Annotated in this window: 23 protein-coding genes; 12 read left to right on the plus strand and 11 right to left on the minus strand. The window is 67.7% G+C overall.

Annotated features, from left to right (window positions below; genetic code table 11):
* Nucleotides 1-18 precede the first annotated feature (18 nt).
* Complete coding sequence (locus tag Q8K84_RS02100; protein WP_305280153.1) at nt 19-966, plus strand: GlxA family transcriptional regulator; 948 nt, start codon at nt 19-21, stop codon at nt 964-966.
* Between the two features lie 15 nt (nt 967-981).
* Here Q8K84_RS02100 and Q8K84_RS02105 read toward each other — a convergent pair whose 3' ends face one another.
* A complete protein-coding gene (locus Q8K84_RS02105) occupies nt 982-2145 on the minus strand; it encodes a cell wall hydrolase (RefSeq protein ID WP_305280156.1) in 1164 nt (387 codons plus the stop codon).
* Nucleotides 2146-2438: 293 nt separating this feature from the next.
* Between Q8K84_RS02105 and Q8K84_RS02110 the strand changes: the two genes are divergently transcribed.
* The 3 genes from Q8K84_RS02110 to Q8K84_RS02120 all read left to right on the plus strand — a co-directional run bounded on the left by Q8K84_RS02110 (nt 2439) and on the right by Q8K84_RS02120 (nt 5694).
* Complete coding sequence (locus Q8K84_RS02110; protein WP_305280159.1) at nt 2439-2618, plus strand: hypothetical protein; 180 nt, start codon at nt 2439-2441, stop codon at nt 2616-2618.
* A 276-nt stretch (nt 2619-2894) separates the two neighbouring features.
* Nucleotides 2895-5162 (plus strand): excinuclease ABC subunit UvrB, encoded by a 2268-nt coding sequence (uvrB, locus tag Q8K84_RS02115; protein ID WP_305280161.1) that lies wholly within the window; start codon nt 2895-2897, stop codon nt 5160-5162.
* A 235-nt stretch (nt 5163-5397) separates the two neighbouring features.
* Nucleotides 5398-5694 carry a hypothetical protein gene (locus Q8K84_RS02120; RefSeq protein WP_305280164.1) on the plus strand — a complete coding sequence of 99 codons (297 nt, stop codon included), beginning with the start codon at nt 5398-5400 and terminating at the stop codon, nt 5692-5694.
* A 186-nt stretch (nt 5695-5880) separates the two neighbouring features.
* Here Q8K84_RS02120 and Q8K84_RS02125 read toward each other — a convergent pair whose 3' ends face one another.
* Entirely contained in the window at nt 5881-6153 is a 273-nt protein-coding gene (locus Q8K84_RS02125; protein ID WP_305280166.1) for a GNAT family N-acetyltransferase, read from the minus strand.
* A gap of 59 nt (nt 6154-6212) precedes the next feature.
* On the opposite strand from Q8K84_RS02125, the gene Q8K84_RS02130 reads away from it, so the two are divergent.
* Entirely contained in the window at nt 6213-6866 is a 654-nt protein-coding gene (locus tag Q8K84_RS02130) for a DUF3617 family protein (protein WP_305280169.1), read from the plus strand.
* 28 nt (nt 6867-6894) lie between these two features.
* Here the strand turns inward: Q8K84_RS02130 and Q8K84_RS02135 are convergent, their stop codons facing one another.
* Nucleotides 6895-7905: a polyprenyl synthetase family protein gene (locus Q8K84_RS02135; RefSeq protein ID WP_305280448.1), complete on the minus strand. Its 1011-nt coding sequence runs from the start codon at nt 7903-7905 to the stop codon at nt 6895-6897.
* 108 nt (nt 7906-8013) lie between these two features.
* Between Q8K84_RS02135 and Q8K84_RS02140 the strand changes: the two genes are divergently transcribed.
* The 3 genes from Q8K84_RS02140 (at nt 8014) to Q8K84_RS02150 (ending at nt 11101) form a co-directional block, all read left to right on the plus strand.
* Nucleotides 8014-8781: a tRNA1(Val) (adenine(37)-N6)-methyltransferase gene (locus Q8K84_RS02140; RefSeq protein ID WP_305280172.1), complete on the plus strand. Its 768-nt coding sequence runs from the start codon at nt 8014-8016 to the stop codon at nt 8779-8781.
* Nucleotides 8782-8969: 188 nt separating this feature from the next.
* A complete protein-coding gene (locus tag Q8K84_RS02145) occupies nt 8970-9668 on the plus strand; it encodes a M23 family metallopeptidase (protein WP_305280176.1) in 699 nt (232 codons plus the stop codon).
* 140 nt (nt 9669-9808) lie between these two features.
* Nucleotides 9809-11101 (plus strand): cytochrome P450, encoded by a 1293-nt coding sequence (locus Q8K84_RS02150; protein ID WP_305280179.1) that lies wholly within the window; start codon nt 9809-9811, stop codon nt 11099-11101.
* A 104-nt stretch (nt 11102-11205) separates the two neighbouring features.
* On the opposite strand, the gene Q8K84_RS02155 is transcribed toward Q8K84_RS02150, so the two are convergent.
* The 3 genes from Q8K84_RS02155 to ilvC form a co-directional block, all read right to left on the minus strand.
* A complete protein-coding gene (locus Q8K84_RS02155) occupies nt 11206-13290 on the minus strand; it encodes a TonB-dependent receptor domain-containing protein (RefSeq protein WP_305280181.1) in 2085 nt (694 codons plus the stop codon).
* 53 nt (nt 13291-13343) lie between these two features.
* The gene (locus tag Q8K84_RS02160; protein WP_305280184.1) at nt 13344-13955 is read right to left on the minus strand and encodes a TetR/AcrR family transcriptional regulator; all 612 of its coding nucleotides are present in this window, start codon (nt 13953-13955) and stop codon (nt 13344-13346) included.
* Between the two features lie 116 nt (nt 13956-14071).
* On the minus strand, nt 14072-15091 hold the full coding sequence (gene ilvC / locus Q8K84_RS02165; protein WP_304755030.1) for a ketol-acid reductoisomerase: 1020 nt from the start codon (nt 15089-15091) through the stop codon (nt 14072-14074).
* A 171-nt stretch (nt 15092-15262) separates the two neighbouring features.
* Between ilvC and Q8K84_RS02170 the strand changes: the two genes are divergently transcribed.
* From Q8K84_RS02170 to Q8K84_RS02185, 4 genes are all read left to right on the plus strand, one after another.
* Nucleotides 15263-15817 carry a DUF924 family protein gene (locus Q8K84_RS02170; RefSeq protein WP_305280189.1) on the plus strand — a complete coding sequence of 185 codons (555 nt, stop codon included), beginning with the start codon at nt 15263-15265 and terminating at the stop codon, nt 15815-15817.
* 111 nt (nt 15818-15928) lie between these two features.
* A complete protein-coding gene (locus Q8K84_RS02175; RefSeq protein WP_305280192.1) occupies nt 15929-16765 on the plus strand; it encodes a thymidylate synthase in 837 nt (278 codons plus the stop codon).
* Nucleotides 16766-16816: 51 nt separating this feature from the next.
* Nucleotides 16817-17335 carry a dihydrofolate reductase gene (locus Q8K84_RS02180; RefSeq protein ID WP_305280194.1) on the plus strand — a complete coding sequence of 173 codons (519 nt, stop codon included), beginning with the start codon at nt 16817-16819 and terminating at the stop codon, nt 17333-17335.
* Between the two features lie 78 nt (nt 17336-17413).
* Nucleotides 17414-18325 carry an SMP-30/gluconolactonase/LRE family protein gene (locus tag Q8K84_RS02185; protein ID WP_305280196.1) on the plus strand — a complete coding sequence of 304 codons (912 nt, stop codon included), beginning with the start codon at nt 17414-17416 and terminating at the stop codon, nt 18323-18325.
* 3 nt (nt 18326-18328) lie between these two features.
* Here Q8K84_RS02185 and Q8K84_RS02190 read toward each other — a convergent pair whose 3' ends face one another.
* The 5 genes from Q8K84_RS02190 to Q8K84_RS02210 all read right to left on the minus strand — a co-directional run bounded on the left by Q8K84_RS02190 (nt 18329) and on the right by Q8K84_RS02210 (nt 22949).
* A complete protein-coding gene (locus Q8K84_RS02190) occupies nt 18329-20044 on the minus strand; it encodes a hypothetical protein (protein WP_305280201.1) in 1716 nt (571 codons plus the stop codon).
* Between the two features lie 161 nt (nt 20045-20205).
* A complete protein-coding gene (locus Q8K84_RS02195) occupies nt 20206-21309 on the minus strand; it encodes an NADH:flavin oxidoreductase (protein ID WP_305280203.1) in 1104 nt (367 codons plus the stop codon).
* A gap of 170 nt (nt 21310-21479) precedes the next feature.
* Nucleotides 21480-21770, minus strand: coding sequence for a putative quinol monooxygenase (locus Q8K84_RS02200; protein WP_300575319.1), 291 nt, complete (start codon nt 21768-21770; stop codon nt 21480-21482).
* Nucleotides 21771-21852: 82 nt separating this feature from the next.
* Nucleotides 21853-22152 carry a hypothetical protein gene (locus Q8K84_RS02205; RefSeq protein WP_305280210.1) on the minus strand — a complete coding sequence of 100 codons (300 nt, stop codon included), beginning with the start codon at nt 22150-22152 and terminating at the stop codon, nt 21853-21855.
* 101 nt (nt 22153-22253) lie between these two features.
* Nucleotides 22254-22949 (minus strand): DnaJ family molecular chaperone, encoded by a 696-nt coding sequence (locus tag Q8K84_RS02210; protein ID WP_305280213.1) that lies wholly within the window; start codon nt 22947-22949, stop codon nt 22254-22256.
* Nucleotides 22950-22960: the final 11 nt, after the last annotated feature.

A 22960-nucleotide genomic window follows, 5' to 3' on the forward strand; every position in this document is an offset into this window, starting at 1 on the left:
CTTCCCACGGATTCTGCCATGATCTGCCGCCCGATCGCCGTCGTGGTGTTTCCGGACTTCCAGATCCTCGACGCCGCGGGACCCGTCGCCGCCTTCGAGATCGCAGGACGCTTTGTCCCCGGCGCCTACGCTCTGCGGGTCGTAGCGCTGGAGCCCGGCTGGGTGGTCAGCTCGTCCGGCGCGGCGCTGAGAACCGAAGCCCTGGGGGAGGCGTCCATCGACACCCTGGTCGTGTCCGGGGGCGACGGGACGCGCCCGGAACGGCTGGATCCCGCAGTGGTCGAAATGGTCGGCGCAGCGGCGCGTCGGTCCCGCCGGATCGTCAGCATCTGTTCGGGGGCCTTCATCCTGGCCGAGGCGGGGTTGCTGGACGGCCGTCAGGCGACGACACACTGGAATCGCACCGCCGACTTTCGCCGCCGTTTCCCCAAGACCCTGCTGGAGCCTGACCGCATCTATGTCCGGGACGGGGACATCTGGACCTCGGCGGGGATCACGGCGGGCATCGACCTGTCCCTGGCGCTGATCACCGAGGATCTGGGTGAGGCGGTCGCCCGGGCCACGGCCCAGCAACTGGTCGCGCCCCGCCAGCGGGCCGGCGGCCAGTCACAGTTTTCAGGCCTGGTGGAGGTGGGCGGCGCCAGCGGCCGGTTCGCTGACCTGCTGAACTGGGCCCGCCAGAGGCTGGAGACCCGGCTGAGCGTCGAGGACCTGGCCCAGGCCTGCGCCATGAGCCCCCGCAACTTCGCCCGCGCCTTCGTGCGCGAGGTGGGGATGACCCCCGCCAAGGCCGTCGAACACCTGCGCGTCGAGAACGCCCGGGATCGGCTGGAGGCCGGCGCCAGCATCGAACAGGCCGCCCGAGCGGCAGGTTTCGGCGAGGCCGAACGGATGCGCAGGGCGGTTCTGCGGGCCTATGGACAGACCCCACAGGCCCTGCGGCGGGCGGCCCGCAGCAGAAGCTGAGCCGAGGGCGTCGGCTCAGGTCTCCTTGGCGCGCTCGCCTGTCGCGGCCTTGGCCTCGGCTGACTTGTCATCCTGGACCGCAGTCTTGCCCGTCGTCGAACCCGGCTTCACCGCAGCCGCCTTCGGCGCCCCGGTTTTCAGGATTTCTCCATCAGCGCGCTCTGTCGCCTTGGGCCCAGTCGGCGCCGAAGCCGGCTCCTTGGGCGGAAGGGCGGGCCCGCCCATACCCATGACCTGGGGGGGGATCAGGGTCGCAGAGGTGAGGCGAATATCGCTCTCGGCCTCCGTCCTGGCGCGCACGTCCGGCGTCTCGCCAACCCGCGCATAGACCGGCGCGTCGGTCTGTTCGGGGGTGATCTCATGGGCGCTGGCCAGCATACGGCTGGGGGCGGGATCGCGGCCGAAGCGATAGAAGATATGGACGCCGACCTGGGTGACCCGGGTCAGGCGTGGGCCCCAGGAGGGCGCCACGGCGGTGGTGTGGAAGTGCGTCGCCCGGCCGACCTCGGCCATGACCTCGCCGGACAGGGCCTTGTGCGCCACCCGCTCGGCGCGGCGCCATGCGGCGGGTTCGACCCGGGCCCGCATCGCGCCGTTGCAGGCGAAGCTGAACTGGCAGACCCGGCTGTTGGCGCCCTGGAAGACGACGCCGCAGACGGTCTTGGGGAAGGCTGGATGCCGGGCCCGGTTGAGCACCACCTGTGCGACGGCCGCCTGGCCGGCCGGGGTTTCCCCGCGGGCCTCGTAATAGACCGCCTGGGTCAGGCATTCCATGTCACGGGAGGCCTCAAGCGCGCCCCCGAGGCGGAACGGCGCCGCGGGGATCGGTGTTGGATTGAGGCTGGCCCGCAGCAGCGGCGGCTGGTGGTCCGATCCGACCCCACGCTCCAGCCGGGCGACGAGAATGGCGCTCTGCCGGTCGCGTTCGGCGGCGCCGGCGACGGTGAAGGGATCATGGCGACGCGCGATGCGCAGGACTCCAGGGTCCATGCGCGCGGCGGCGTCCTGGAGCGCCTGCTCCGAGTAGCCATCCGCCGCACCGGCCGCCAGTCGGGCGGCGCGAGCGTGGTCTGATGCAGCGCCGGCCATGCCGCCAGCCATATAGGCGCCGCCAAGCGCCAGTCCGACCGTCGAGCCGAGAACGGCGGCAACGGTCAGGGCACGCCAATCGGCGCGCACCCGTTTATCATTTTGCAAAACGTCCTGTCCTGTGCGGCGAGGGCAAGGCCCCCCGACATCATCGCTCAAAGAAACCCCGCCTCACTGCGGGAGAAATCTCGAAGACGAAGCCCGTCCGCACTGTTTACGGGACGGGTCTACGACAAAGTGGCTCGCCTTATGACGGCTGCGTGATGGATTCGCAAGGTGATATTGCGCCGCACCGTAGCTCCACCTTGGCGCGCCGTTCGGTGGGGGCCGGAACCTTGGCCGTTGCCGGCCGTTTGAGGGGAACAACTCTCGGAGAATTCGACATGCCTAAGGTCCTTGGCGTTATTGCGGTTTCGGGCGCGCTTCTACTCGCCGCCTGTGGCCACAATGTGGAACAGCGGGCGGCGACCGGGGCCGTAGCCGGGGCCGTTGTCGGCGGCCCGATCGGCGCTGCGGCGGGGGCCGCGGTCGGCACGGCGGTTAGCAAGTCCGTCGACAACTAGGGGCCCCTCTCCGCCCCCGGGGTCGGACAGCTGACCCGGCCTTAGTCCGTCTGGATCATGCCGGACGTCTTAAGCAGGCCTATCTCCGGTCGACTTGTCGGCTGGAGAGCGACCATGCGCCACCTGATCCTGTCCCTCGGCGTGCTGGCGGCGGCCTATGCGGTCATCGCCAGCACCGGGGGGCTATTCTAAAGCCCGTTGACGACGCGCCTGCTGACGCCACGATGTCAGCAGGGCCGCTGGCGCCCGACGCCCCGCACGCCTACCTTCTTGCCCATGCCGCGTTCCAAGACCGCCTCCCCTCCCCCCGCCCCCCTTCCTCAAGGGTCGGGCGTCGCCGACATGTCGGCGAGCTTCGACTATGACGACGCCGCCCTGCCGATGCTGTGGAAGCCCCACCGCCCGGCCCGGCCGGCCAAGTCGGAGGGCGGCAAGCGCTTCAAGCTGGTCTCGGATTATCAGCCGGCCGGCGACCAGCCGCAGGCGATCAAGGAGCTTGTCGCGGGCCTGGAGGGGCGCGAGCACGACCAGGTGCTGCTGGGCGTCACCGGCTCGGGCAAGACCTATACGATGGCCCAGGTCATCGCCGAGACCCAGCGTCCGGCCCTGATCCTGGCGCCCAACAAGACGCTGGCCGCCCAGCTCTATTCCGAGTTCAAGGCCTTCTTCCCGGAGAACGCCGTCGAGTTCTTCGTGTCCTACTACGACTATTACCAGCCGGAGGCCTACGTCCCCCGGACGGACACCTACATCGAGAAGGACTCCTCCATCAACGAGCAGATCGACCGGATGCGGCACTCGGCCACCCGGGCGATCCTGGAGCGGGACGACGTCATCGTCGTGGCCTCGGTCTCCTGCATCTACGGCATCGGCTCGGTGGAGACCTACACGGCCATGACCTTCACCCTCGCGCCGGGTGAGCGGATCGACGAGAAGCAGCTGATGGCTGACCTGGTGGCCCTGCAGTACAAGCGCAACGATCAGGCCTTCGAGCGCGGGACCTTCCGCCGCCGGGGCGACACCATCGAGATCTTCCCGGCCCACTATGAGGATCGCGCCTGGCGGGTCAGCCTGTTCGGCGACGAGGTGGAGACCATCGTCGAGTTCGATCCCCTGACCGGCAAGAAGACCGCCGACCTGGACGGGGTCAAGATCTACGCCAACAGCCACCATGTGACGCCCCGGCCGACGCTCAATCAGGCCGTCGTGCAGATCAAGGCCGAGCTCAAGGAGCGGCTGGAATGGATGGTGGCCAATGGCAAGCTGCTGGAGGCCCAGCGGCTGGAGCAGCGCACCACCTTCGATATCGAGATGATCCAGGCCACCGGCTCCTGCGCCGGGATCGAGAACTACAGCCGCTATCTGTCGGGCCGCAGGCCCGGCGAGCCGCCGCCGACCTTCTTTGAATACATTCCCGAGAACGCCCTGCTGTTCGTCGACGAGAGCCACCAGGCCGTGCCGCAGATCGGCGGCATGTATCGGGGGGACTATCGCCGCAAGTTCACCCTGGCCGAGTATGGCTTCCGCCTGCCCTCCTGCCTCGACAACCGCCCGCTCAAGTTCGAGGAGTGGGACGCCATGCGGCCCGACACCGTCCATGTGTCGGCCACCCCGGGCACATGGGAGATGGAGCGGACCGGCGGGGTCTTCGTCGAGCAGGTCATCCGCCCCACCGGCCTGATCGATCCGCCGGTGGAAGTCCGTCCGGTCTCCAAGGACGGCTTCTCCCAGGTCGACGACGTCATCGACGAGGTGCGCCAGACCATCGCCCAGGGCTATCGCGGCCTGATCACCGTCCTGACCAAGAAGATGGCCGAGGACCTGACGGAGTACATGCACGAGCAGGGCCTGAAGGTCCGCTACATGCACTCCGACATCGACACCATCGAGCGCATCGAGATCATCCGCGATCTGCGCCTGGGCGTCTTCGACGTGCTGGTCGGGATCAACCTGCTGCGCGAAGGCCTGGACATTCCCGAGGTGGGCCTGGTGGCCATCCTGGACGCCGACAAGGAAGGCTTCCTGCGCTCGGAGACCTCCCTGATCCAGACCATTGGCCGGGCGGCGCGGAACATCGACGGCCGGGTCATCCTCTATGCCGACCGCATCACCGGCTCCATGGAGCGCGCCATGGCCGAGACCCAGCGCCGGCGCGAGCGGCAGGAAGAGTACAATATCGCCCATGGCATCACGCCCGAGAGCGTGAAGAGTCAGATCAAGGAAATCCTCGCCAGCACCTATGAGAAGGACCGTCCCCTGGTCCGCACCGAGCTGGCCGAAGAGGCCAAGCCCTTCATGGGCGACAACTTCAAGGCCACCCTGCGCGACCTGGAAGGCAAGATGCGCCAGGCCGCCGCCGACCTGGAGTTCGAGACCGCCGCGCGCCTGCGTGACGAGATCAAGCGCCTGAAGCTCATGGACCTGGAATTCGCCAACGAGGTCCTGACTGGCGAAGGTGAGACGGTGGATCGCTCAGCGGTCAAGCGGGTCAAGGCCGAGGCGAGAGCCGAGGCGCAGGAGCGGTTCCGGAAGGGGCGGCTGTAGGTCTGCCGCGGGCCAATCGCCCGACCGGGTTTCAGCGAACCTCATGGCGCTTGCAAGTTAAGTCGTCGCCCACGCCCCTCGAACCGTGGCCGAAATGCCCCACATGACGATCCTGCGACGGCGGGGACGGAACTTCCGGCTTCGCCAATCGTAGATGTGACTGATCAGGGGCTGGTCATGGCGAGGTTTCCTTCGGACCCGCCGCAGCTCCGCCAACATTAGAATGGGGTGATCCATGTCACCGTCTCTCAGCGTAGCAGGCGCCGACGGCAAGGTCGTCGCTCTGGACCGTACGAAACCTGAAACCGCCGTGGCCGAGCGCGTGCGCCGGCTGCAATCAGAAGCCCGAAGCCTGGTGGGCGAACATGTGCGCGCCCTTGAGGCGGCGTTGAACGAGGTCGAGCGGCTGAGCGCCGAGATCGCCGGCGGCGGGGAGCTCTATCCCCCCGGCATCCGCGAGATCGCCCGGCGCCTGACCGAGGACGCCGAGGTCAAGGCCCAGGCCCTGGAAGCCATCATGGCGCGTAACTGACGCCGCGCGAGGACGGGGGCGCTCAGTCCCCGTCCGGCTTCCTCTTGCGCAGGGGGGCGATCGCCGCCCCACCCTGCGGGCCCACCGGGCTGAAGGCCGGGTTGGTCTCTATGTCCCGGCGGCGTTGGTCGCTGTCGGAACCGGGCTCCCGGGGCGGCTCGCGCGGCTCGTCTTTCCGATCTCCGCTCATGCCACCAGATCCCTGTAGTCCGGGCTGCGCCGCAGCCAGGTCGCCGCATAGCCGCAGATCGGCGTGATTTTCAGTCCACGGTCCTTGGCGTCCTGGGCCAGGGCCTGCATCAGCCGGCCGGCCGCGCCCGTGCCCCGCAGGATCGGCGGGCTTTCCACATGATCAATGTAAAGGCGCTCGCCCTGGAGCCGGTAGTCGGCCCAGGAGGTCTGGCCCTGTTCGTCCATCTCATAGCGGGACGCGGCGCTGTTGTTTCGAAGTTCGCTCATCATGCCTCCGCAACGGACTTAACGGGGGTTTCGATCCCAGCTAAGCCTGTTGGATGATGATGACGCGGCCCGGCGTCCTGGGCCAGGGCCATGAGCCGGAGATGGAAAAGATGCGCGGGATTGCGATGAGCACGGCGATGGGCCTTTGCCTCCTGGTCGTGGCTGGCTGCAACCGCAGCAACGAGACCGAGGGCGGTGACCCCGCGCCGGCGGCCACCGCCGGCGCCGAGGCGCCCATTGCGGGTCAGCCGGCCGCCCCGGCCGCCCCCCGCCGGCGGGCGGGCCTGTGGGAGCAGCGCATCTCGTCGGAGGGCATGGTCCAGGTGAGCCGCATCTGCATCGATGACGCCTTGGAAGAACGGCTGAGCTGGTGGGGTCAGCAGGGCACCAACGAGACCTGCGAGAAAAACCTGGTGAGCCGGCGAGCGGACGGCGGCTGGCAGTTCTCTTCGGTCTGCGACATGGGTTCGGGCGGCAAGACGACGACCTCCGGCGCGGCCACAGGCGACTTCAACACCCGCTATGTGATCACCGGAGAAAGCTCGACGGTCGGGGCTGCCGCGCCGCAGATGAACGGAACCCGCACTGTGAACATCGAGGCGGTCTGGCAGGGCGCATGCCCCGAAGGCTTCCGCCCTGGCGACATGGAGTTGCCCGGCGGCATCCGCCTGAACCTGCTGGACATGGCCGGCGCCGCAGAGGCCGGAAAATAGGCCAGAGACGTTTTCGGCCAGAGGCGTACTAGGCCAGGCGGGCGACGGCGAAGTCGGCCAGGTCTTCCAGAGCCGCGCGCCAGTCACCGGCCGGGAAGACGGCCAGCGCGGCCTTGGCGCTGGTGGCGTAGCCCGCAGCGGCCGTGAGCGTGGCGTCCAGGGCGCCGCTGTCGCGCACCAGCTGGCGGGCGCGCTCAAAGTCGGCCTCGGTCTGCTCGCGGGCGTCCACCGTCCGCATCCAGAAGTCCCGCTCCTGGGCGCCGGTGTGCTTGATAGCCAGGATCAGCGGCAGCGTCGCCTTGCCCTCGCGGAAATCATCACCCGGATTCTTGCCCAGGGTCTCGCTCGCCCCGGAATAGTCGAGGGAGTCGTCCACCAGCTGGAAGGCCAGGCCCAGGTCCTGGCCGAACCGGCGCAGGCCGCGACATTGCTCGGGGCTGGCCCCGGCGCACACCCCGCCGGCTTCGGCGGCGGCGGCGAACAGCTCGGCAGTCTTGGCCTTGATGATCTCCAGATAGACCGCTTCGTCCAGATCGAGGTCGTGGGCGCGGGTCAGCTGCAGAACCTCCCCCTCGGCGATCACCCGACTGGCCCGGGCGAGAATCTCCAGGGCCGACATGGAGCCGGTCTCCACCATCAGCTCAAAGGCCCGGGCGAACAGGAAGTCGCCGACCAGTACGCTCGAGGGCGCGCCCCAGATCAGGTGGGCGGCCACCTTGCCCCGGCGCAGCTCAGAGGAATCCACCACATCGTCATGCAGGAGAGTCGCGGTGTGGATGAACTCCACCGCCGCAGCGAGTTTTCGGCAGGAGTCATCCTGGGCGCCAGCCAGACGGGCGGCGGCCACGGTGAGCAGGGGGCGCAGGCGCTTGGCCGATCCGCCGATCAGATGCTCCGCCAGGGCCGGAATCACAGAAACCGGGCTCTGCATCCGGTCACGGATCAGGCTGTCGACACCGGCCATGTCCGGGCGGGCGAGCTTAAGCAGGTGGTCGAGGCTGACCGGCTTGGCCCTGGTGTCTGCGGCGGCGGCGTCCACGACGAAATACTCCAGATAGGGCGGCCGTTTGCGGGGCCGCCGTTGCGTCCGGACAATGGTCACGCGATAGGGGGCGGTCAAGGCGCGCCCGCGCTTCTGGAGCCGCTGATGTCCGAGCCGTCACACGCCCCGGTCGAGCCGCCGACGGAGAACCGCCTCCTGGGGGGCCGCGTCGTCCTGCGCCAGCCGGCGCGGGGCTACCGGGCCGGTCTGGATGCGGCCCTGCTGGCGGCGGCCTGCGACTCAGGTCCTGGCGACAGGGTCATCGAGGCGGGCTGCGGGGCGGGCGGCGCGTTGCTGGTCGCAGCGACGCGGCGGCCAGGGGCCTTGTTCACAGGGGTAGAGCGGGACTCAGAGGCCCTGGCCCTGGCGCTCGCCAATGTCGGGCTGAACGGGCTTGCGGCCCGGGTCACGGTCCAAAGCGGCGACGTAGAGGCGGGTTTCCGGGCGCTGGGCCTGCAGCCTTTTGACGCGGCCCTGGCCAATCCGCCCTTCTTCGACGATCCAGCCGCCCTGCGCGCCCCTGCCCCTGAGAAGACGGGCGCCTGGATGGCGGACGGCGGCCTGGCCGCCTGGGCGGGGTTTCTGCTGAAAGCGATCCGGGAGGGGGGTAGCCTGACGGTGATTCATCGCGCCGACCGGCTGGCCGACCTTTTGAGCAGCCTTGGGACCGGCGCCGGCTCTTTCCAGGTGCGGGGGATCCACCCCTTCGCCGATGCGCCAGCCAAGCGGATTTTGGTGCGCGCGATCAAGACCGGCAAGGCGCCCCTGCGGCTCCTGCCGCCGCTGGTTTTGCATCCGCGGCAGGGCGCGGAAAAGCACACGCCTGAGGCCGAAGCGATCCTGCGCGGCGAGGCGGATCTTCCGTGGCTCTGAGAAGCTTGGCTGGAAACTGTTGATTCTGCGGGACAATGCGCCGCATGGGCGCCCCATTTTGGACCTATAGGGTCACAGGCGGCCGGATACGCCGGCCCACGGGACGGCGCCATGCAACCCCGGCTCTGACCTGAAAACTGCCGAAACCCGCCGAAAGTTCCCGGCCCGTATCGAAGAGATCCTGCGTTTTGAGTTTGTCTGACCTGATCGCGCCCCGGATGGACGCGCGTTTCCTCGCCCCCCGCCTGTTCGCCCTCACCGCCGCGACCATGGCCGCGACCATGGCCACCAGCGCCGTCGCCGACGCCAGCATCGGCCTGGCAGCGCGGCTTTCACAGGTGTCTGTCGGGCCCATGTTGAACGCGCCGGCCACCCTGCCCACCCCCGTGGTCCGCGAACTGCAATGGGAGGGGCAGGACATCGACGGGGACGGTCAGCCCGACTTCGTCAATCCGACCGGGCAGGCGCCGCGCACCCATGACGCCTATGGCTCCGGGGCCTATGGCGCGTCGCGGGACGGCGGGGTGCGCGCCCATGAGGGCGTCGATTACGCCGCCACCGCCGGACAGGTCGTGGTCGCGCCGATCTCCGGCTATGTGACCAAGATCGGCCACGCCTATTCCAGCGATACGAGCCTGCAGTTCGTGGAGATCACCAATCCTGCCCTCGGCTACGAGGCGCGGGTCTTCTACATCAAGCCTGGGGTCAGGGAGGGTCAGGCCGTCCGCCTGGGCGCCCCCATCGGAACGGCTCGCGGCCTGCAGGACAAGTATCCCGGCGGCATGACCGACCATGTTCACCTGGAGCTGGCCAAGGCGAAGAGCCGCTTCGACGCCACAGAGGTGCTGGTCGCCCGCTACGTCGCCGTCGAGACCGCCGCCGACTAAGACCCCGCCCCTCCCCCCCGGTCAGGCCCGCATTCTTCGCTTGCCGAATGCTGTTCGGAAGGTCGGAATGAACCCGACAAGGCGCGGACCTGCACGGTCGAAGCGCCGGACTAGGGCGGTCAACGCCCAGGGAGGATGCGATGAACATCAGAGTGAGCCCCCAGGACGACTCCGTCGAAGCCGTCGCGGCGACCCCGCTCAGCCAGCTCAACCCCGGTCGGGCGGCGCGCTTCCAGGACGACACCATCTGGCCGGTGTTTGAACGCCTGCGCCGGGAGGACCCGGTCCACCTGACCGAGGACAGCGAGTTTGGCCGCTACTGGTCAGTGACCCGGTGGGACGACATCCTGGCCGTCGACACCAACCACGAGGCCTTCTCCTCGGCCGAGGGCATCACCCTGCCCAACCTTGAAGCGCTCGAAGCGCAGCGCAAGGCGCTCGGCGAAGACCGGCCCCGCCGCGCCGGCGCCGGATTCATCACCATGGACGAGCCTGACCACGGCCGGCAGCGCAAGGCGGTCAGCCCGACGGTGGCGCCGGGCAACATCGCCAAGATGTCCCCCATCGTGCGCGAGCGGGCCGGCGAAATCCTGGACTCCCTGCCCATCGGCCAGGAATTCGACTGGGTGGATCTGGTGTCCAAGGAGCTGACGGCCATGACGCTGGCCACGCTCTTCGACTTTCCCTTCGAGGACCGGCGCAAGCTGACCTACTGGTCTGACGTGGTCACCAACGCCCCTGGCCATGGCCCTGTGACCAGTTGGGAGCAGAAGGCCCGGGAAATGATGGACTGCTTCGGCACGTTCAAGCAGATCTGGGACCAGCGGGTCGACGCCCCTGAGCCCGGGATCGACCTGATCTCCATGATGGCCAACAACACCGCCACCCGGGACATGCCGGTCCAGGAATTCCAGGGCAATGTCATCCTGCTGATCGTCGGTGGCAATGACACCACCCGCAACACCATCTCCGGCAGCGTCTATGCGCTGAACAAGAACCCCGACCAGTACGCCAAGCTGCGGGCCAATCCGGAGCTGATCTCCTCCATGGTGTCGGAGACCATCCGCTGGCAGACCCCGCTGGCCCACATGGCCCGGGTGGCCAACCGGGATATCGAGGTGGGCGGCAAGATGATCCGCCAGGGCGACCGGGTGGTCATGTGGTACATCTCGGGCAACCGGGATGAGGGCCGCATCGAGCGGCCCAACGACTACATCATCGACCGGGAGCGCCCCCGCGAGCACCTGTCCTTCGGCTTCGGCATCCACCGCTGCGTCGGCAATCGGGTGGCCGAGATGCAGCTGACCATCATCTGGGAGGAGATCCTCAAGCGCTTCCCGGAGATCAAGGTGCTGGCCGAGCCGCAGCGCACCTTCTCGTCCTTCGTCCACGGCTACGAGACCCTGCCGGTCATCATTCCCGCCCGCCACTGAGACGAAACCGGCGAGTTCCCGAACCAGATAAACGCCCTCCGGAAACGGAGGGCGTTCGTCCTGCTGGGGTAATCTTTGCTCGCAGGAGACGGCGCCTCTGTGCGCTAGAACCGTCCCGAAATCCGCAGAGTGTAGGATCGCGTCCCAAAGCCGCCTGTCGCCCGCCTGGTCTCGATGCCTGACAGATTGGAGGGCAGCGATCGGTCGGGGAGGAAGAAGCGGCGCTCACGCACTTCCTCGGGCAACAGGATATCCGCCGCCGTCAGGCGGATAACGAGGCCTGGAATGGCCGTGGTCTCCACATACAGGTCGAGGCTCCCACGATCCCAGACCGTCGAACGCTGTTCCCGAACTCGAAATACGTCAACCTCCTCGGCCCGTTCCCACAGCGCGCCCCAGGCCAGGCTCTGGTTTGGGAGGGGCTGGCGGAGGTCGATCGAGTAGCTCCAGTGGGTCTCGTTGGCGAACCGCCGCGGCTGGCCGGTCAGGGGATCATCGACGCGGGTCTCCCGGGCCAGTCCGCGCAGTCTGAGTTCGCCCCGCGTCAGGCCGACAGAATCCAGGGGAAGCAGGGCGTCGATCCGTCCCCCAGCACGCCAGCCGTCGCCAAGATTGCCCGGCGCATCAAACTGCGACCTCACCGGAATCTGGTCCTGTACGGCCTCCACATGCTCATAGAATGCCGAGAGAGTCAGAACGGCCTTGGCGCCGAACCGGCGCTCCCAGTCCAGTTGGGCGCGCCAGGTCCGCTCGGGCTCCAGATTGGGATTGCCGAGGTCCACGGTCCCATCGAAAAGGGAGACCGCGCTGGCAAACTCGTTGAAATCCAGCTGAGCGACGTCACGCTCAAGACGCAGCCTGACCTGTTCGCGGGGACTTGGTGTCCAGGTGGCGACAAGGCGCGGCTTCACAAAGGTGAAACTGCGCTCCTGGTTTGCGTCCCCTGACTGGGTGATGCGCGAGGTTTCGATGACGATCCCCCTCTCGATCCGAAGCCGTTCGGTTGGGTTCGAGGTTTCGGTCAGGAAGAGTTCGCCTCGCACCTCCTCCACTTCGGTATTGGCGACCGGGAGCACGGTGGGTTGACGCCCGCGACCCACATCGACGTCGATATCGAGCCCGCTCTCCAGGAAATTGAACGCCGCCTCCGCCCCGGCCTCGAAGTTCCGCCCCGGCGTGGGACTGAACGACCAAATGACCCGGCCGATGTATTCGCCGCTCTCGCTCTCGCGGCGGATGAAGGTGCTGCGGCCAAGGCCCGTGCTGGGGAGGGTCGCGTAGCGCTCATTCGAGCCCTTATCGCGCCGAGCGCCCAGGGCGAGCAGCTTAATAGAGGTTCTGGACGTCAGCTGGTGTTCCCAATCGCCCCCCATCTCAAGCGCCAGGGCAGGGTCGCCGCGCACAAGGCTGTCTTCGGTTCTGATCCGCGACCCGCCTGGGGCAAACACCTCGGAATAGGTGTGACGGCCTTCGCGGGTCGGCGTCACCTGCAGGCTCGCATTCAGCGTGTCGCGGGGCGTGGGACGCCAGGTCACCCGCCCGTTCAGCTTGTATTCGTAATAGGCGCCCTGGAGATATTCGGGGCCGAATTCGCGGGGCGCGCCGCGGGGGTCGGTGGTGACCTTCTCATACTCGATCCGGCCACGTCGAGCGGGCTGAGCCTGTATGGAGAGGCCTATATCGGCTTGGCCGATGCGAAAGGCGCTGGTCGCAATCGCGATCGGATTGACCGTCCAGCCGGGTTCCAGAAGGCCGGCTTGCAGGACGAAGGTGTTGGTGGCTCCCGCCTGGCGAGGCCGAAGCCGCACATCGACGATCAGGGCATGACCACCCCCATCAGCCGCGCCGCCGCCGGCGATGACATCGACACGCTCCACATCCCGCGCTGAGATCCGGGAAAGCTGCTCAGAGATAAGGACCTTTGAACTTGGACGATCCCCGTTGATCAGAACGTTTCCCGCCGAGGCGGCGAAACCCCGTCGGTCCTGTCCGTCCGTCAGGGTGAATCCTGGAATCCGCCTGACCATGTCCTCGGCGGTGACAGGATTGAACGGTGAAAAGTAGTCCGCTGGATAGCTCTGGGCGCGCGTGTCCGGGTCTGGCGAGGTCTGCCCAAGCGCGAGACCAGGCGCCCCTGAAACGACACAGGCCACAAGCAGCCAGATTGCAATCGACCTGTGCGTGACCATGAGAGCAACCCCCGCTTAATCTAGACTCAAGTCTAAATTCAGCGGGGGTCGGGTCAATCTGTTTTCGCGACCGCGATCCCGTCGAGGAGGACGCCGGCCAAGTCTGACAGCATCGGCTCCAGCGCCGCGTCGCTAGGCCCGTGCAGCCACTGGGTCACCGCCCCGGCCAGAAGACTGTCAAAGGCCGTCGCCAGGGTTTCGGCCCCTGGCCTTGGGTCGAGTTCGCCGAGCCCCTGCCCACGCCGCATGAGGTCTACTAGGCGATCAAAGGCGAGGCGACGCAGGGCCGGGGATTCCCCCTCGGCCTCCAGTCCCATGGAGACCTTCCGGATTTCGCCGAACACGGCACGGTGCACGGCGCGGTTGGCTTCCAGGCCCAGCGCCATCTGACGGAAGAGTTCGCGCAAGAGTTCCGATGTGGTGGCCGCCTGCGCGGCCAACGCCCTGTCCAGGAGGTCACCATAGGCCCGAAGCGAGCGTGCGGTGAGCGCATCGAGGATCAGCGCCTTGGACCCGAACTGGTTGAAAACCGTCGCCCGAGACAGTCCGGCGGCCCTGGCGATGTCGCTCATCGAGGTCTCATGAAGGCCCCGCTCTGCGAACAGGGCCTGTGCCGCCGCCAGAATCTGTTCCCTCGACTGGCGTCCATAGGTCCGAGCCGTCATGCCGTTCTCCCATCAACGGGGCGTCAGCCTCAGCATGCTCCGCTGTCCCCAAACGAAGAAGGCCCTCCGAAACCGGAGGGCCTTCCATCATTGGAACGACAATCAATCTGGCGCGCCTAGTTGCGGGCCTGGTCGACCAGCTTGTTCTTGGTGATCCAGGGCATCATGGCGCGCAGGCGCTGGCCCACCTCCTCGATCTGATGCTCCGAACCGCGGCGGCGGGTGGCCTTGAAGCTCGGCTGGCCGGCCTGATTCTCAGCCATGAAGTCACGGACGAAGCGACCCGACTGGATGTCCTCCAGCACGCGCTTCATCTCGGCCTTGGTCTCGGCCGTGACGATGCGGGGTCCCGTGACGTACTCGCCGTACTCCGCGGTGTTGGAGATCGAGTAGTTCATATTGGCGATGCCGCCCTCATAGATGAGGTCGACGATCAGCTTCACCTCGTGCAGGCACTCGAAATAGGCCATTTCCGGCGCGTAGCCGGCCTCGACCAGGGTTTCGAAACCGGCGCGGATCAGCTCCACCAGGCCGCCGCAGAGCACGGCCTGTTCACCGAACAGATCGGTCTCGCACTCTTCGCGGAAGGTGGTCTCGATCACGCCTGAACGGCCGCCGCCGATGGCCGAGGCATAGGCCAGGCCGAAGTCGAGGGCGTTGCCGGTGGGGTTCTGGTGGATGGCGATCAGGCAGGGCACGCCGCCGCCCTTCTGGTACTCGCCGCGCACGGTGTGGCCGGGGCCCTTGGGCGCGACCATCAGAACGTCGATGGAGGCCTTGGGCTCGATCAGGTTGAAGTGCACGTTCAGGCCGTGGGCGAACAGCAGGGCCGCGCCGTCCCGGATATTGGGGGCGATCTCGTTGTTGTAGATCTCGCGCTGCAGTTCGTCGGGGGCCAGAACCATCATGGCGTCGGCCCAGGCGGCGGCCTCGGCCACCGTCATCACCTTCAGCCCGTCAGCCTCGACCTTCTTGGCGGTGGCCGAACCGGGGCGCAGGGCGACCACCACGTTCTTGACGCCGGAGTCCACCAGGTTCAGCGCGTGCGCGCGCCCCTGGGAACCATAGCCTACCACCGCGATTTTCTTGTCCAGGATGCGGGCGAGGTCGGCGTCGCGATCATAGTAGACGCGCATGATTGTTCTCCTGAAACAAGATTCGAGCGCGGAGCCGTGCACTGGCGCCGCGACAAAGGCCGCGCCATCGACCGTTTTTTTGCGCAAAGGTCAAGGGGCGCAGCGTCATGCGCCACCCTTGCGCCCATCAGGCTGCGCACAGAGAGTGCGCCCGACACAGGGAGACCCACCATGGACGTAACCGCGCAGCAGGTGGTGAAGACCTGGCGGGAGGCCGGGCCGCCCAAGTGGTTCGCCAAGGACGAGGCCTTCGATCGCAGCCTTGCGAAGGACTTCGAGGCCGCCCACCACGCCGCGGCCCGAGGCGAGATGGACGCCTGGGCCGAGACGGCCGAAGGGGCTCTGGCCCTGCTGATCCTCCTCGACCAGGTGCCCCGCAACATCTTCCGCGGCTCCGGTCACGCCTTCGCCACCGACGGCAAGGCCCGAGCCATCGCCAAGGCCGCCATCACGGCGGGTCACGACAAGGCGACCACCGCGATCCTGCGCCCCTTTTTCTATCTTCCCTTCGAGCACTCCGAGGAAATGGGCGACCAGGACGAGGCCGTACGCCTGTGCGCCACCCTGAGGGCCGAAGAGGGGGACGAGGACACCCTGAAGTGGGCGGAGGTTCATCGGGACATCATCGTCCGCTTCGGTCGGTTCCCGCACCGCAACGCAGCCCTCGGTCGCCGGACCAGCCCAAGCGAACAGGCCTTTCTCGATGAGGGCGGGTTCTCCGGCTGAGTGCGGCGAGCGGTCTGTGGATAGAGCCGTCGGGGGCCTTGCCGACCCGGCCGACCCATGGGCGAATCATGAAAAGCTCTGAGCCCTGAAGCTGATGCGAAAGCCTCGCCCGTGAACGCCCACGCCCCATCGCCGGCCGGCCGCGCCGATCACCCCGAGCGGCAGTATCTCGACCTGCTGGCCGATATCCTGGAAAGCGGCGTCCAGCGGGGCGACCGCACCGGCACCGGCACCCTGGGCGTGTTCGGCCGCCAGATGCGCTTCGACCTGGCGAAGGGCTTTCCGCTCCTGACCACCAAGAAGCTGCACCGCAAGTCGATCATCCTGGAACTTCTGTGGTTCCTGCGCGGCGACACCAATATCGGCTGGCTGCAGGAGCGGGGCGTCAGCATCTGGGACGAATGGGCCGACGACGCCGGCGAGCTTGGCCCCGTCTATGGCAAGCAGTGGCGCTCTTGGACCGCGCCGGACGGCCGGGTGATCGACCAGATGGCCAATGTGGTCGAGAGCCTGAAGACCACGCCCCATTCGCGCCGGCACATCGTCAGCGCCTGGAACCCGGCCGATGTGGACGACATGGCCCTCCCTCCCTGCCACTGCCTGTTCCAGTTCTTCGTCGCCGAGGGAAGGCTGTCCTGCCAGCTCTACCAACGCTCGGCCGACGTCTTCCTGGGCGTGCCATTCAACATCGCCAGCTACGCCCTGCTGACCCAGATGGTGGCCAAGGTGACGGGCCTGGAGCCCGGCGAGTTCGTCCATACGCTCGGCGACGCCCACCTCTATCTGAACCATCTCGACCAGGCCCGGGAGCAACTGACCCGCGAGCCTTACCCTTTCCCGACCCTGACCATCGCCGACAAGCGCGACCTGTTTTCCTTCGACTACGAGGACTTCAAGGTCAGCGGCTACAAGGCCCACGAGAAGATCGCCGCGCCCATCGCGGTCTGAGCGGCCAAGCGGCGCTTCCCTGAAGGCCATGGGTCGGCTACCCCGAGACCCATGGCACGCATCCTTCTCACCGCCGGTCCCATCGCCCGCGCCCGCAACGGCGTCATTGGCCGCGACGGGGGGCTGCCCTGGCGGCTGAAGAGCGATCTGGTCAACTTCCGCGCCCTGACCCTGGGCAAGCCGGTGATCATGGGCCGCAAGACCTGGGACAGCCTGCCGAAAAAGCCCCTGCCCGGCCGCACCAACATCGTGCTCAGTCGCGACGGCTCTTTCGCCCCCCGGGACGCCCTGGTGTGTGAAGACTTCACGGAGGCGGTGCAGATCGGCCGGGAGATGGCCGACGACGAGGGCGCCGAGGAGGTGTGCGTGATAGGCGGAGCCTCCCTGTTCGAGCTGGCCCTGGCCCGCGCCCAGCGCATCTATCTGACCGAGGTCGAGGCCGAGGTGAACGGGGACGTGGTCCTGGCCCCCTTCGACGAAAGCGCCTGGACCGAGGTCAGCGCGGTGCGCCATCCGGCCGGCGAGGACGACGAGTATCCGTTCGTCCTGCGGGTGCTGGAACGGCGCTGAGGCGCCTCAAAGCCCCCTGGTCCTTACGCAGCGGCGCCAGCCATACTCCCCCTCAACAAGACAAGAGGAGGACGCCCCATGGACATCGAACTGGTCTGCGAAGGCCTGGAATTCCCCGAAGGCCCCATCGCCATGGCCGACGGCTCGGTCATCCTCACCGAGATCAAGGCCCAGCGCCTGTCAAGGATCACCCCGGACGGTCGGCGCGAGACCCTGGTGGAGACCGGCGGCGGGCCCAATGGCGCGGCCATCGGGCCGGACGGGGCGATCTACATCACCAATAATGGCGGTTCCTTCACCTGGCCGCAGCAGGACGGTCTGACCATTCCAGGCTCGACGCCGCCCACCCACACCGGCGGCATGATCCAGCGCTATGACCTTGCGACCGGCGCCCTGACCACCCTCTATGAGACCTGCGACGGCCGCCCCTTCGTCGGGCCCAATGACCTGGTCTTCGACCGCCAGGGGGGCTTCTGGTTCAGCGACCATGGCTGCTCGACGCCGGAGGGGCGCAAGTTCGGGGCGCTCTACTACGCCAAGGCCGACGGCAGTCATGTGGCGCGGCTGCGCGACCACCTGATCGCGCCCAACGGGGTCGGCCTCTCGCCGGATGAAGATGTGGTCTACCTGGCTGACACCCAGCTTGGACGGCTCTGGGCGTTCGATATCGACCAGCCCGGACAGCTGAAGGCGCCCACGGGCTTTGCGCCAGGTCGGGTGATCGCCAACCTGCCCGGCTATCAGCTGCTGGACAGCCTGGCGGTCGAGGCCGGCGGCAAGGTGTGCGTGGCGACCATCATCAATGGCGGCGTGACCGCCTTCGATCCGTCCGGGACGACGGAGCACTTCCCCATCCCCGACATGATCGTGACCAACATCTGCTTTGGGGGCGCCGACATGCGCGACGCCTGGATCACCGCCTCCTCGACCGGACGGCTCTACAGGGTGCGCTGGCCAAGGCCCGGGTTGAAGCTCAACTACAACGCCTGAGAATCAGAACCGGCAGGCGCTTTCGGGTGCTGCGGCGTCCCTAGCCCAGCCCCAGGCCTCCACGGTCTGACCGCGGGGGAGATAGGTGAGGGTCAGGGCCGCGCCGTCACGCTCAACTGTCAGGGTGATGGTCTGCTCCTGGTCCTTGCGCGCCACGTTTAGGTCGCGGACATCAGTGATGGCGTCGCCCTCGCGCAGGCCCGCCTGCGCCGCCGCCGAGCCGGGGACGAGGCCTGAGACGATGCGCTCGCCGTTCAGCACCGCCCGGGGAAAGCCCAGCTCGAAGGTGCGGACCTGCCGCGCGACGACCTGCAGGCAGGGGGTATAGAGGTCGGCGGGGGGAAGCAGCCGGGTTCCAGCGGCCATGGCGTCGAACTGCGCCTGGGCCTTTTCGTCGCCGATCTGGGCGCCCACCAGCGCAAGCCAGACGGAAACGCCATAGGGCTCGCCGGCCAGCTGGGCCTGGCGGACCGCCTTGACGATATCGTCCAGACTTGCGGCGCCGGCGGTGGCCCGGCGGATCTCGGCGTCGGTCTGCAGCAGATACATCCAGCCCCGGCCATAGGGCACGGTCTGGGCCACCGGGTCGGTCCAGAAGATCTCGGCGGCCTGGGCGTTGGTCAGGGCGATATGCGGATTGGCGTAATAGGCGTCGGCGCGGCTGTTCATGGTCTCGACGACCTGCTCGAGGGGGGTCACGCCGGCCCGCCAGGACAGGACGAGGGAGTAGAACTCGGCCATGCCCTCGCTGTACCAGGCCGTCTCGCCGTGCTCGCCAGCCATGGCCGGCCAGGTGTGGGCCACCTCGTGGGAGACGAGGCCAAGCAGGCTGTCGACGGTGGGATTGTCGGCGCGATTGTAGCCGAACATGAAGGAGCGCCCGAGCGCCGTGCCCCCGACCCCGTCATAGGGATTGGCGCGCATGAAGACCCGGTAGGGCGTGCCCGGCGCGTCGCCAAAGAAGGCCGACATATGGTCGTAGAGCCGCTGGGTCTTTTCGGCGAGCGCCGCCGGGTCGAAGGGTGGCTCCGTCAGCCAGTACATATGGAAGCCTTCGCCCCCCTCGGCCGGGAAGACGCCCAGGGGGCCGCCCGCATAATAGCTGAAGGCCAGGGCCTGGGACGGCAGCACGGTCTCCACCGCGCCGTCACCGAAGGTCCAGGCGCCCCGGGCCTCGGCCGGCGCCTGCGACAGGTCCCATTCCAGGCGCACCGACCAGGGGCCCGGCGCCACGGGCGCGGCCAGGAAGCCGACCCCGGCGCCGATGAAGCCGCCGGCCTCCTGGCGCAGATCAAACAGCGGGCCGTTATTGGTCGCCGCGCTCACCGCCCGCGGCGGGGCGGCGTAGCTGATGATGACGTCGCCCTGGGTCGCGCGTTCCACCAGCCAGCGGCGATAGGTCCCCTGCGGCGTCGGCGGCTCTTCTTCCTGGCGCAAGGGAATGAGCCCGAGATCATCCTCGGCCCGCAGCGCGTCCCCATCGTAGCGGGCGCTGGGAATGCCCACCAGACTGAGGGGCAGGCGCACCAGGCCCCCGCCGGCCACCAGGGCCGGGGCGGCCATCCGCATCCGCACATCCAGGGCCTCGGCCCGGGGCGTCAGGGTCAGGTCAAGGCGAGGGGGCGGGCCGCCCTGGGCCGCGGCGGCGGCGGTCAGGCTCAACCCGAGGGCCAGCGCCAGCAGACCTGAGCGGAAGATGGTTTGAACGCCGTGGAACATGGGCCCCTCCTGAGGAGGACGAGCCTAGCTCCGCGCGGGCGCAAGTTCTGTGCGAAAGCGCCCCAGGCTCCGAGGTCGCCGCATAAATCTTGCGGGGGGCTGGATGGGCGGTCGGACCCGGCGCGCGCGGCCGGGTCCGACGAACCTCATTTGGCCCGTGTCTAGTAGAGCTTTGCCATAGCCGCCCGTTCGAACGGGACCAGCTCTTCGCTGCGGCCTTCCTTGACCTTGCGGGCCCATTCGGGGTCCTGCAGCAGGGCGCGGCCGACGCCGACCAGATCGAACTCATCGCGCTCCAGGCGGTCGAGGAGCTTGTCCAGGGAGGCGGGCTGCGACCCCTCCCCGGCGAAGGCGGCGATGAACTCACCCGACAGACCCACGGAGCCGACCGTGATGGTCGGCACGCCGGTCAGCTTCTTGGCCCAGCCTGCGAAGTTCAGGTCCGAACCCTCGAATTCCGGCTCCCAGAAGCGGCGCTGCGAGCAATGCAGCATGTCGGCGCCGGCCGCGGTAAGCGTGCCGAGCCAGGCCTCCATCTCCTTGGGGTTGGCGGCCATCTTCACCTCATAGTCCTGCTGCTTCCACTGGCTGATCCGGATGATCACCGGATAGTCGGGCCCCACCGCCTGGCGGACGGCCTTCAGAATGTCGGCGGCGAAGCGGGCGCGGCCAGGCAGGTCCTTGGCCCCATAGGCGTCCTCTCGGACATTGGTGCCGTCCCAGAAGAACTGGTCGATCAGATAACCGTGGGCGCCATGAAGTTCGACGGCGTCAAAGCCGAGCGCCTTGGCGTCGGCGGCGGCCTGGGCGAAGGCGGCGATAGCGTCGGCCACCTCCTCGTCGGTCATGGCCTCACCGAACTGTTTGCCGGGACGTGACAGGCCTGACGGGCTGTCATAGGGGCCCGACGGCGTCCATTCCGGATCGCGGGTGCGCACAGCGCCCACATGCCAGAGCTGCGGGGCCATCTTGCCGCCGACCTCGTGGACGGAATCGATCACTCGCTTCCAGGCGGCGAGTTCGGCTTCGCCGTGGAAGCGCGGCACGTTCTTGTCGTTGATTGAGGCCGGCCGGTTGACGCCCGTGCCTTCGGAGATGATCAGGCCGACATCGGCTTCGGCGCGGCGGCGGTAGTACTGGGCGACCTCTTCCGTCGGCACGCCGTCAGGGGAGAAGGACCGCGTCATGGGGGCCATGACGATCCGGTTCTTGAGGTGCAGGCCCTTGAAGCTGAAGGGACGGAAGAGGGCGTCGAGGGCGGCCATGGAGACTCCATTCAAACGAACGTTCGACCCGGACCCTACGGACAAGCCGTGGCCGGCGTCACGCGAGAAATTCTGGCAGCGGCGCCATGGGAGCGATGGGGCGCTCTGGGCCAGACATGCAAAAGCCCGGGCCATGCAGACAGCCCGGGCTTTGCGACGGCGACGGACGCCTACTGAACGGCGTCGAGATATTCGATCTCGGGACGACCGGCCAGGCAGGGGCCCATCTTGGGACCCGCGGCCTTGAAGTACTCGCTCTGGCCGTGCGCCTTCAGCGCGTCTTCGTTGGCGTAGAGTTCGAGCACCTTATAGGTCCCCGGTTCAGTGCGGCTCTTGGTCAGCTGATAGGCCAGGCAGCCCGGCTCGTTGGCCTTCACCTGGGCCATGAGGTCCTTGAACACGGCCTCGAACTCATCACCCTTGCCGTCCTGGACCTTGAGGGTCGCCACTACGCCGATCATTCGCTTCATCTCCCAACGATTGTTTGAATCGAGGGTAGAGGCGGCCCCGGCGCGGGGCAAGCGCCGCGGCGATTCAGGCGCTCTAGGCGCGTTCGTTCCAGCCGTAGGCGACCCAGTGGTGGCCGCCCAGGTGCCGGGCCTCGATCACGCCGTCGTCGGCCGCACCCCTGTCCTTCTTGCGCCCCATCCGGCTGGCGCGGATCGCGAAGGCGGCGAGGCCCACCAGCAGGCTGAGCATCAGGCCCACCACCACCACGGTGGCGGCGAACACGAAGGCCACGACCACGCCGACCACCACCGCCGCAGCGGCCGCGATGACGCCGCCGAAGGCTGTGAGGCGACGGAGAGCGGGCTTGCCGCTCCGGGGGTCTTGCTGGTCCATGGTCTCCTCGGATCGCCTCTCTCTAGGGGCCTGTAGATCAATGTTCGGTCTGCGCGCCGGAAGGTCAACCTCCGGGAGGAAGGTGGCGACAGGATGACGCGCTAAGCGGCGCCGACCAGGGCCAGTTCCCGTCTTTCGCGCATGGCGGACTCGAAAGCCGAGTTGATGGCCTTGGCCTTGGCCTCCGCCACCTCGATGAATTCCTGCGGCAAGCCCCGCGAGCGAGCGCGATCAGGATGGCTCTCGATCAGCGCGATTTTCCAGGCCGCCCGCAACTGGGCGTCGGTCGCGTCATGTGGGGCGCCCAGAACGGCATAGGGATCATCGGCGGCCAGCCCCAGATGGGTGGCCTTCAGGCGCCGGAAGACCAGCTCCGAGAAGCCAAACAGCTCGGCCACCCGTTCCAGATAGGCCATCTCCTCATCGCTGACCGCCCCGTCGGAGGCGGCGATGTGGAACAGACCGTCCAGGACATCCTCAAGGATCTGGGGACAGTTTCGATAGCGCCGGGCCAGCCGACGCGCATAGCTTTCGAACCCCCGGGTCGTCTGCCGCGCCAGATTGTAGAGACGCCGGACATTGGGTCGCGAGGCCTCGTCGGACTGGAACACTTCGGAGAAGGCGTCGAATTCTGCGCGACCGGCCTCGCCATCGGCCCGGGCCAACTTGGCGCCAAGGGCTGTGACCGCCGTCGAGAACGCAGGGTCCTCTCCCGGCAGGCCAGCCGGGCAGTCAGGGCAACCGGCGTCATCCGGAGAACGGACGGCCAGGCCAGCAATTTTGCGCCAGAAGCTCATTGATCTAATGC

The sequence above is a fragment of the Phenylobacterium sp. genome, assembly GCF_030679875.1.
Lineage (GTDB): Bacteria > Pseudomonadota > Alphaproteobacteria > Caulobacterales > Caulobacteraceae > Phenylobacterium.

Excerpts from the sequence above, each read along its gene's own strand:
- Q8K84_RS02160 (WP_305280184.1), bottom strand. The coding sequence starts at position 13,955 with ATGACGGCTCGGACCTATGGACGCCAGTCGAGGGAACAGATTCTGGCG.
- Q8K84_RS02200 (WP_300575319.1), bottom strand. The coding sequence starts at position 21,770 with ATGATCGGCGTAGTGGCGACCCTCAAGGTCCAGGACGGCAAGGGTGAT.
- Q8K84_RS02100 (WP_305280153.1), top strand. The coding sequence starts at position 19 with ATGATCTGCCGCCCGATCGCCGTCGTGGTGTTTCCGGACTTCCAGATC.
- Q8K84_RS02180 (WP_305280194.1), top strand. The coding sequence starts at position 16,817 with ATGGCACGCATCCTTCTCACCGCCGGTCCCATCGCCCGCGCCCGCAAC.
- Q8K84_RS02195 (WP_305280203.1), bottom strand. The coding sequence starts at position 21,309 with ATGGCCGCCCTCGACGCCCTCTTCCGTCCCTTCAGCTTCAAGGGCCTG.
- Q8K84_RS02150 (WP_305280179.1), top strand. The coding sequence starts at position 9,809 with ATGAACATCAGAGTGAGCCCCCAGGACGACTCCGTCGAAGCCGTCGCG.
- uvrB (WP_305280161.1), top strand. The coding sequence starts at position 2,895 with ATGCCGCGTTCCAAGACCGCCTCCCCTCCCCCCGCCCCCCTTCCTCAA.
- Q8K84_RS02205 (WP_305280210.1), bottom strand. The coding sequence starts at position 22,152 with ATGGACCAGCAAGACCCCCGGAGCGGCAAGCCCGCTCTCCGTCGCCTC.
- Q8K84_RS02120 (WP_305280164.1), top strand. The coding sequence starts at position 5,398 with ATGTCACCGTCTCTCAGCGTAGCAGGCGCCGACGGCAAGGTCGTCGCT.
- Q8K84_RS02185 (WP_305280196.1), top strand. The coding sequence starts at position 17,414 with ATGGACATCGAACTGGTCTGCGAAGGCCTGGAATTCCCCGAAGGCCCC.
- Q8K84_RS02210 (WP_305280213.1), bottom strand. The coding sequence starts at position 22,949 with ATGAGCTTCTGGCGCAAAATTGCTGGCCTGGCCGTCCGTTCTCCGGAT.
- ilvC (WP_304755030.1), bottom strand. The coding sequence starts at position 15,091 with ATGCGCGTCTACTATGATCGCGACGCCGACCTCGCCCGCATCCTGGAC.
- Q8K84_RS02155 (WP_305280181.1), bottom strand. The coding sequence starts at position 13,290 with ATGGTCACGCACAGGTCGATTGCAATCTGGCTGCTTGTGGCCTGTGTC.
- Q8K84_RS02110 (WP_305280159.1), top strand. The coding sequence starts at position 2,439 with ATGCCTAAGGTCCTTGGCGTTATTGCGGTTTCGGGCGCGCTTCTACTC.
- Q8K84_RS02170 (WP_305280189.1), top strand. The coding sequence starts at position 15,263 with ATGGACGTAACCGCGCAGCAGGTGGTGAAGACCTGGCGGGAGGCCGGG.
- Q8K84_RS02125 (WP_305280166.1), bottom strand. The coding sequence starts at position 6,153 with ATGAGCGAACTTCGAAACAACAGCGCCGCGTCCCGCTATGAGATGGAC.
- Q8K84_RS02130 (WP_305280169.1), top strand. The coding sequence starts at position 6,213 with ATGACGCGGCCCGGCGTCCTGGGCCAGGGCCATGAGCCGGAGATGGAA.
- Q8K84_RS02190 (WP_305280201.1), bottom strand. The coding sequence starts at position 20,044 with ATGTTCCACGGCGTTCAAACCATCTTCCGCTCAGGTCTGCTGGCGCTG.
- Q8K84_RS02140 (WP_305280172.1), top strand. The coding sequence starts at position 8,014 with ATGTCCGAGCCGTCACACGCCCCGGTCGAGCCGCCGACGGAGAACCGC.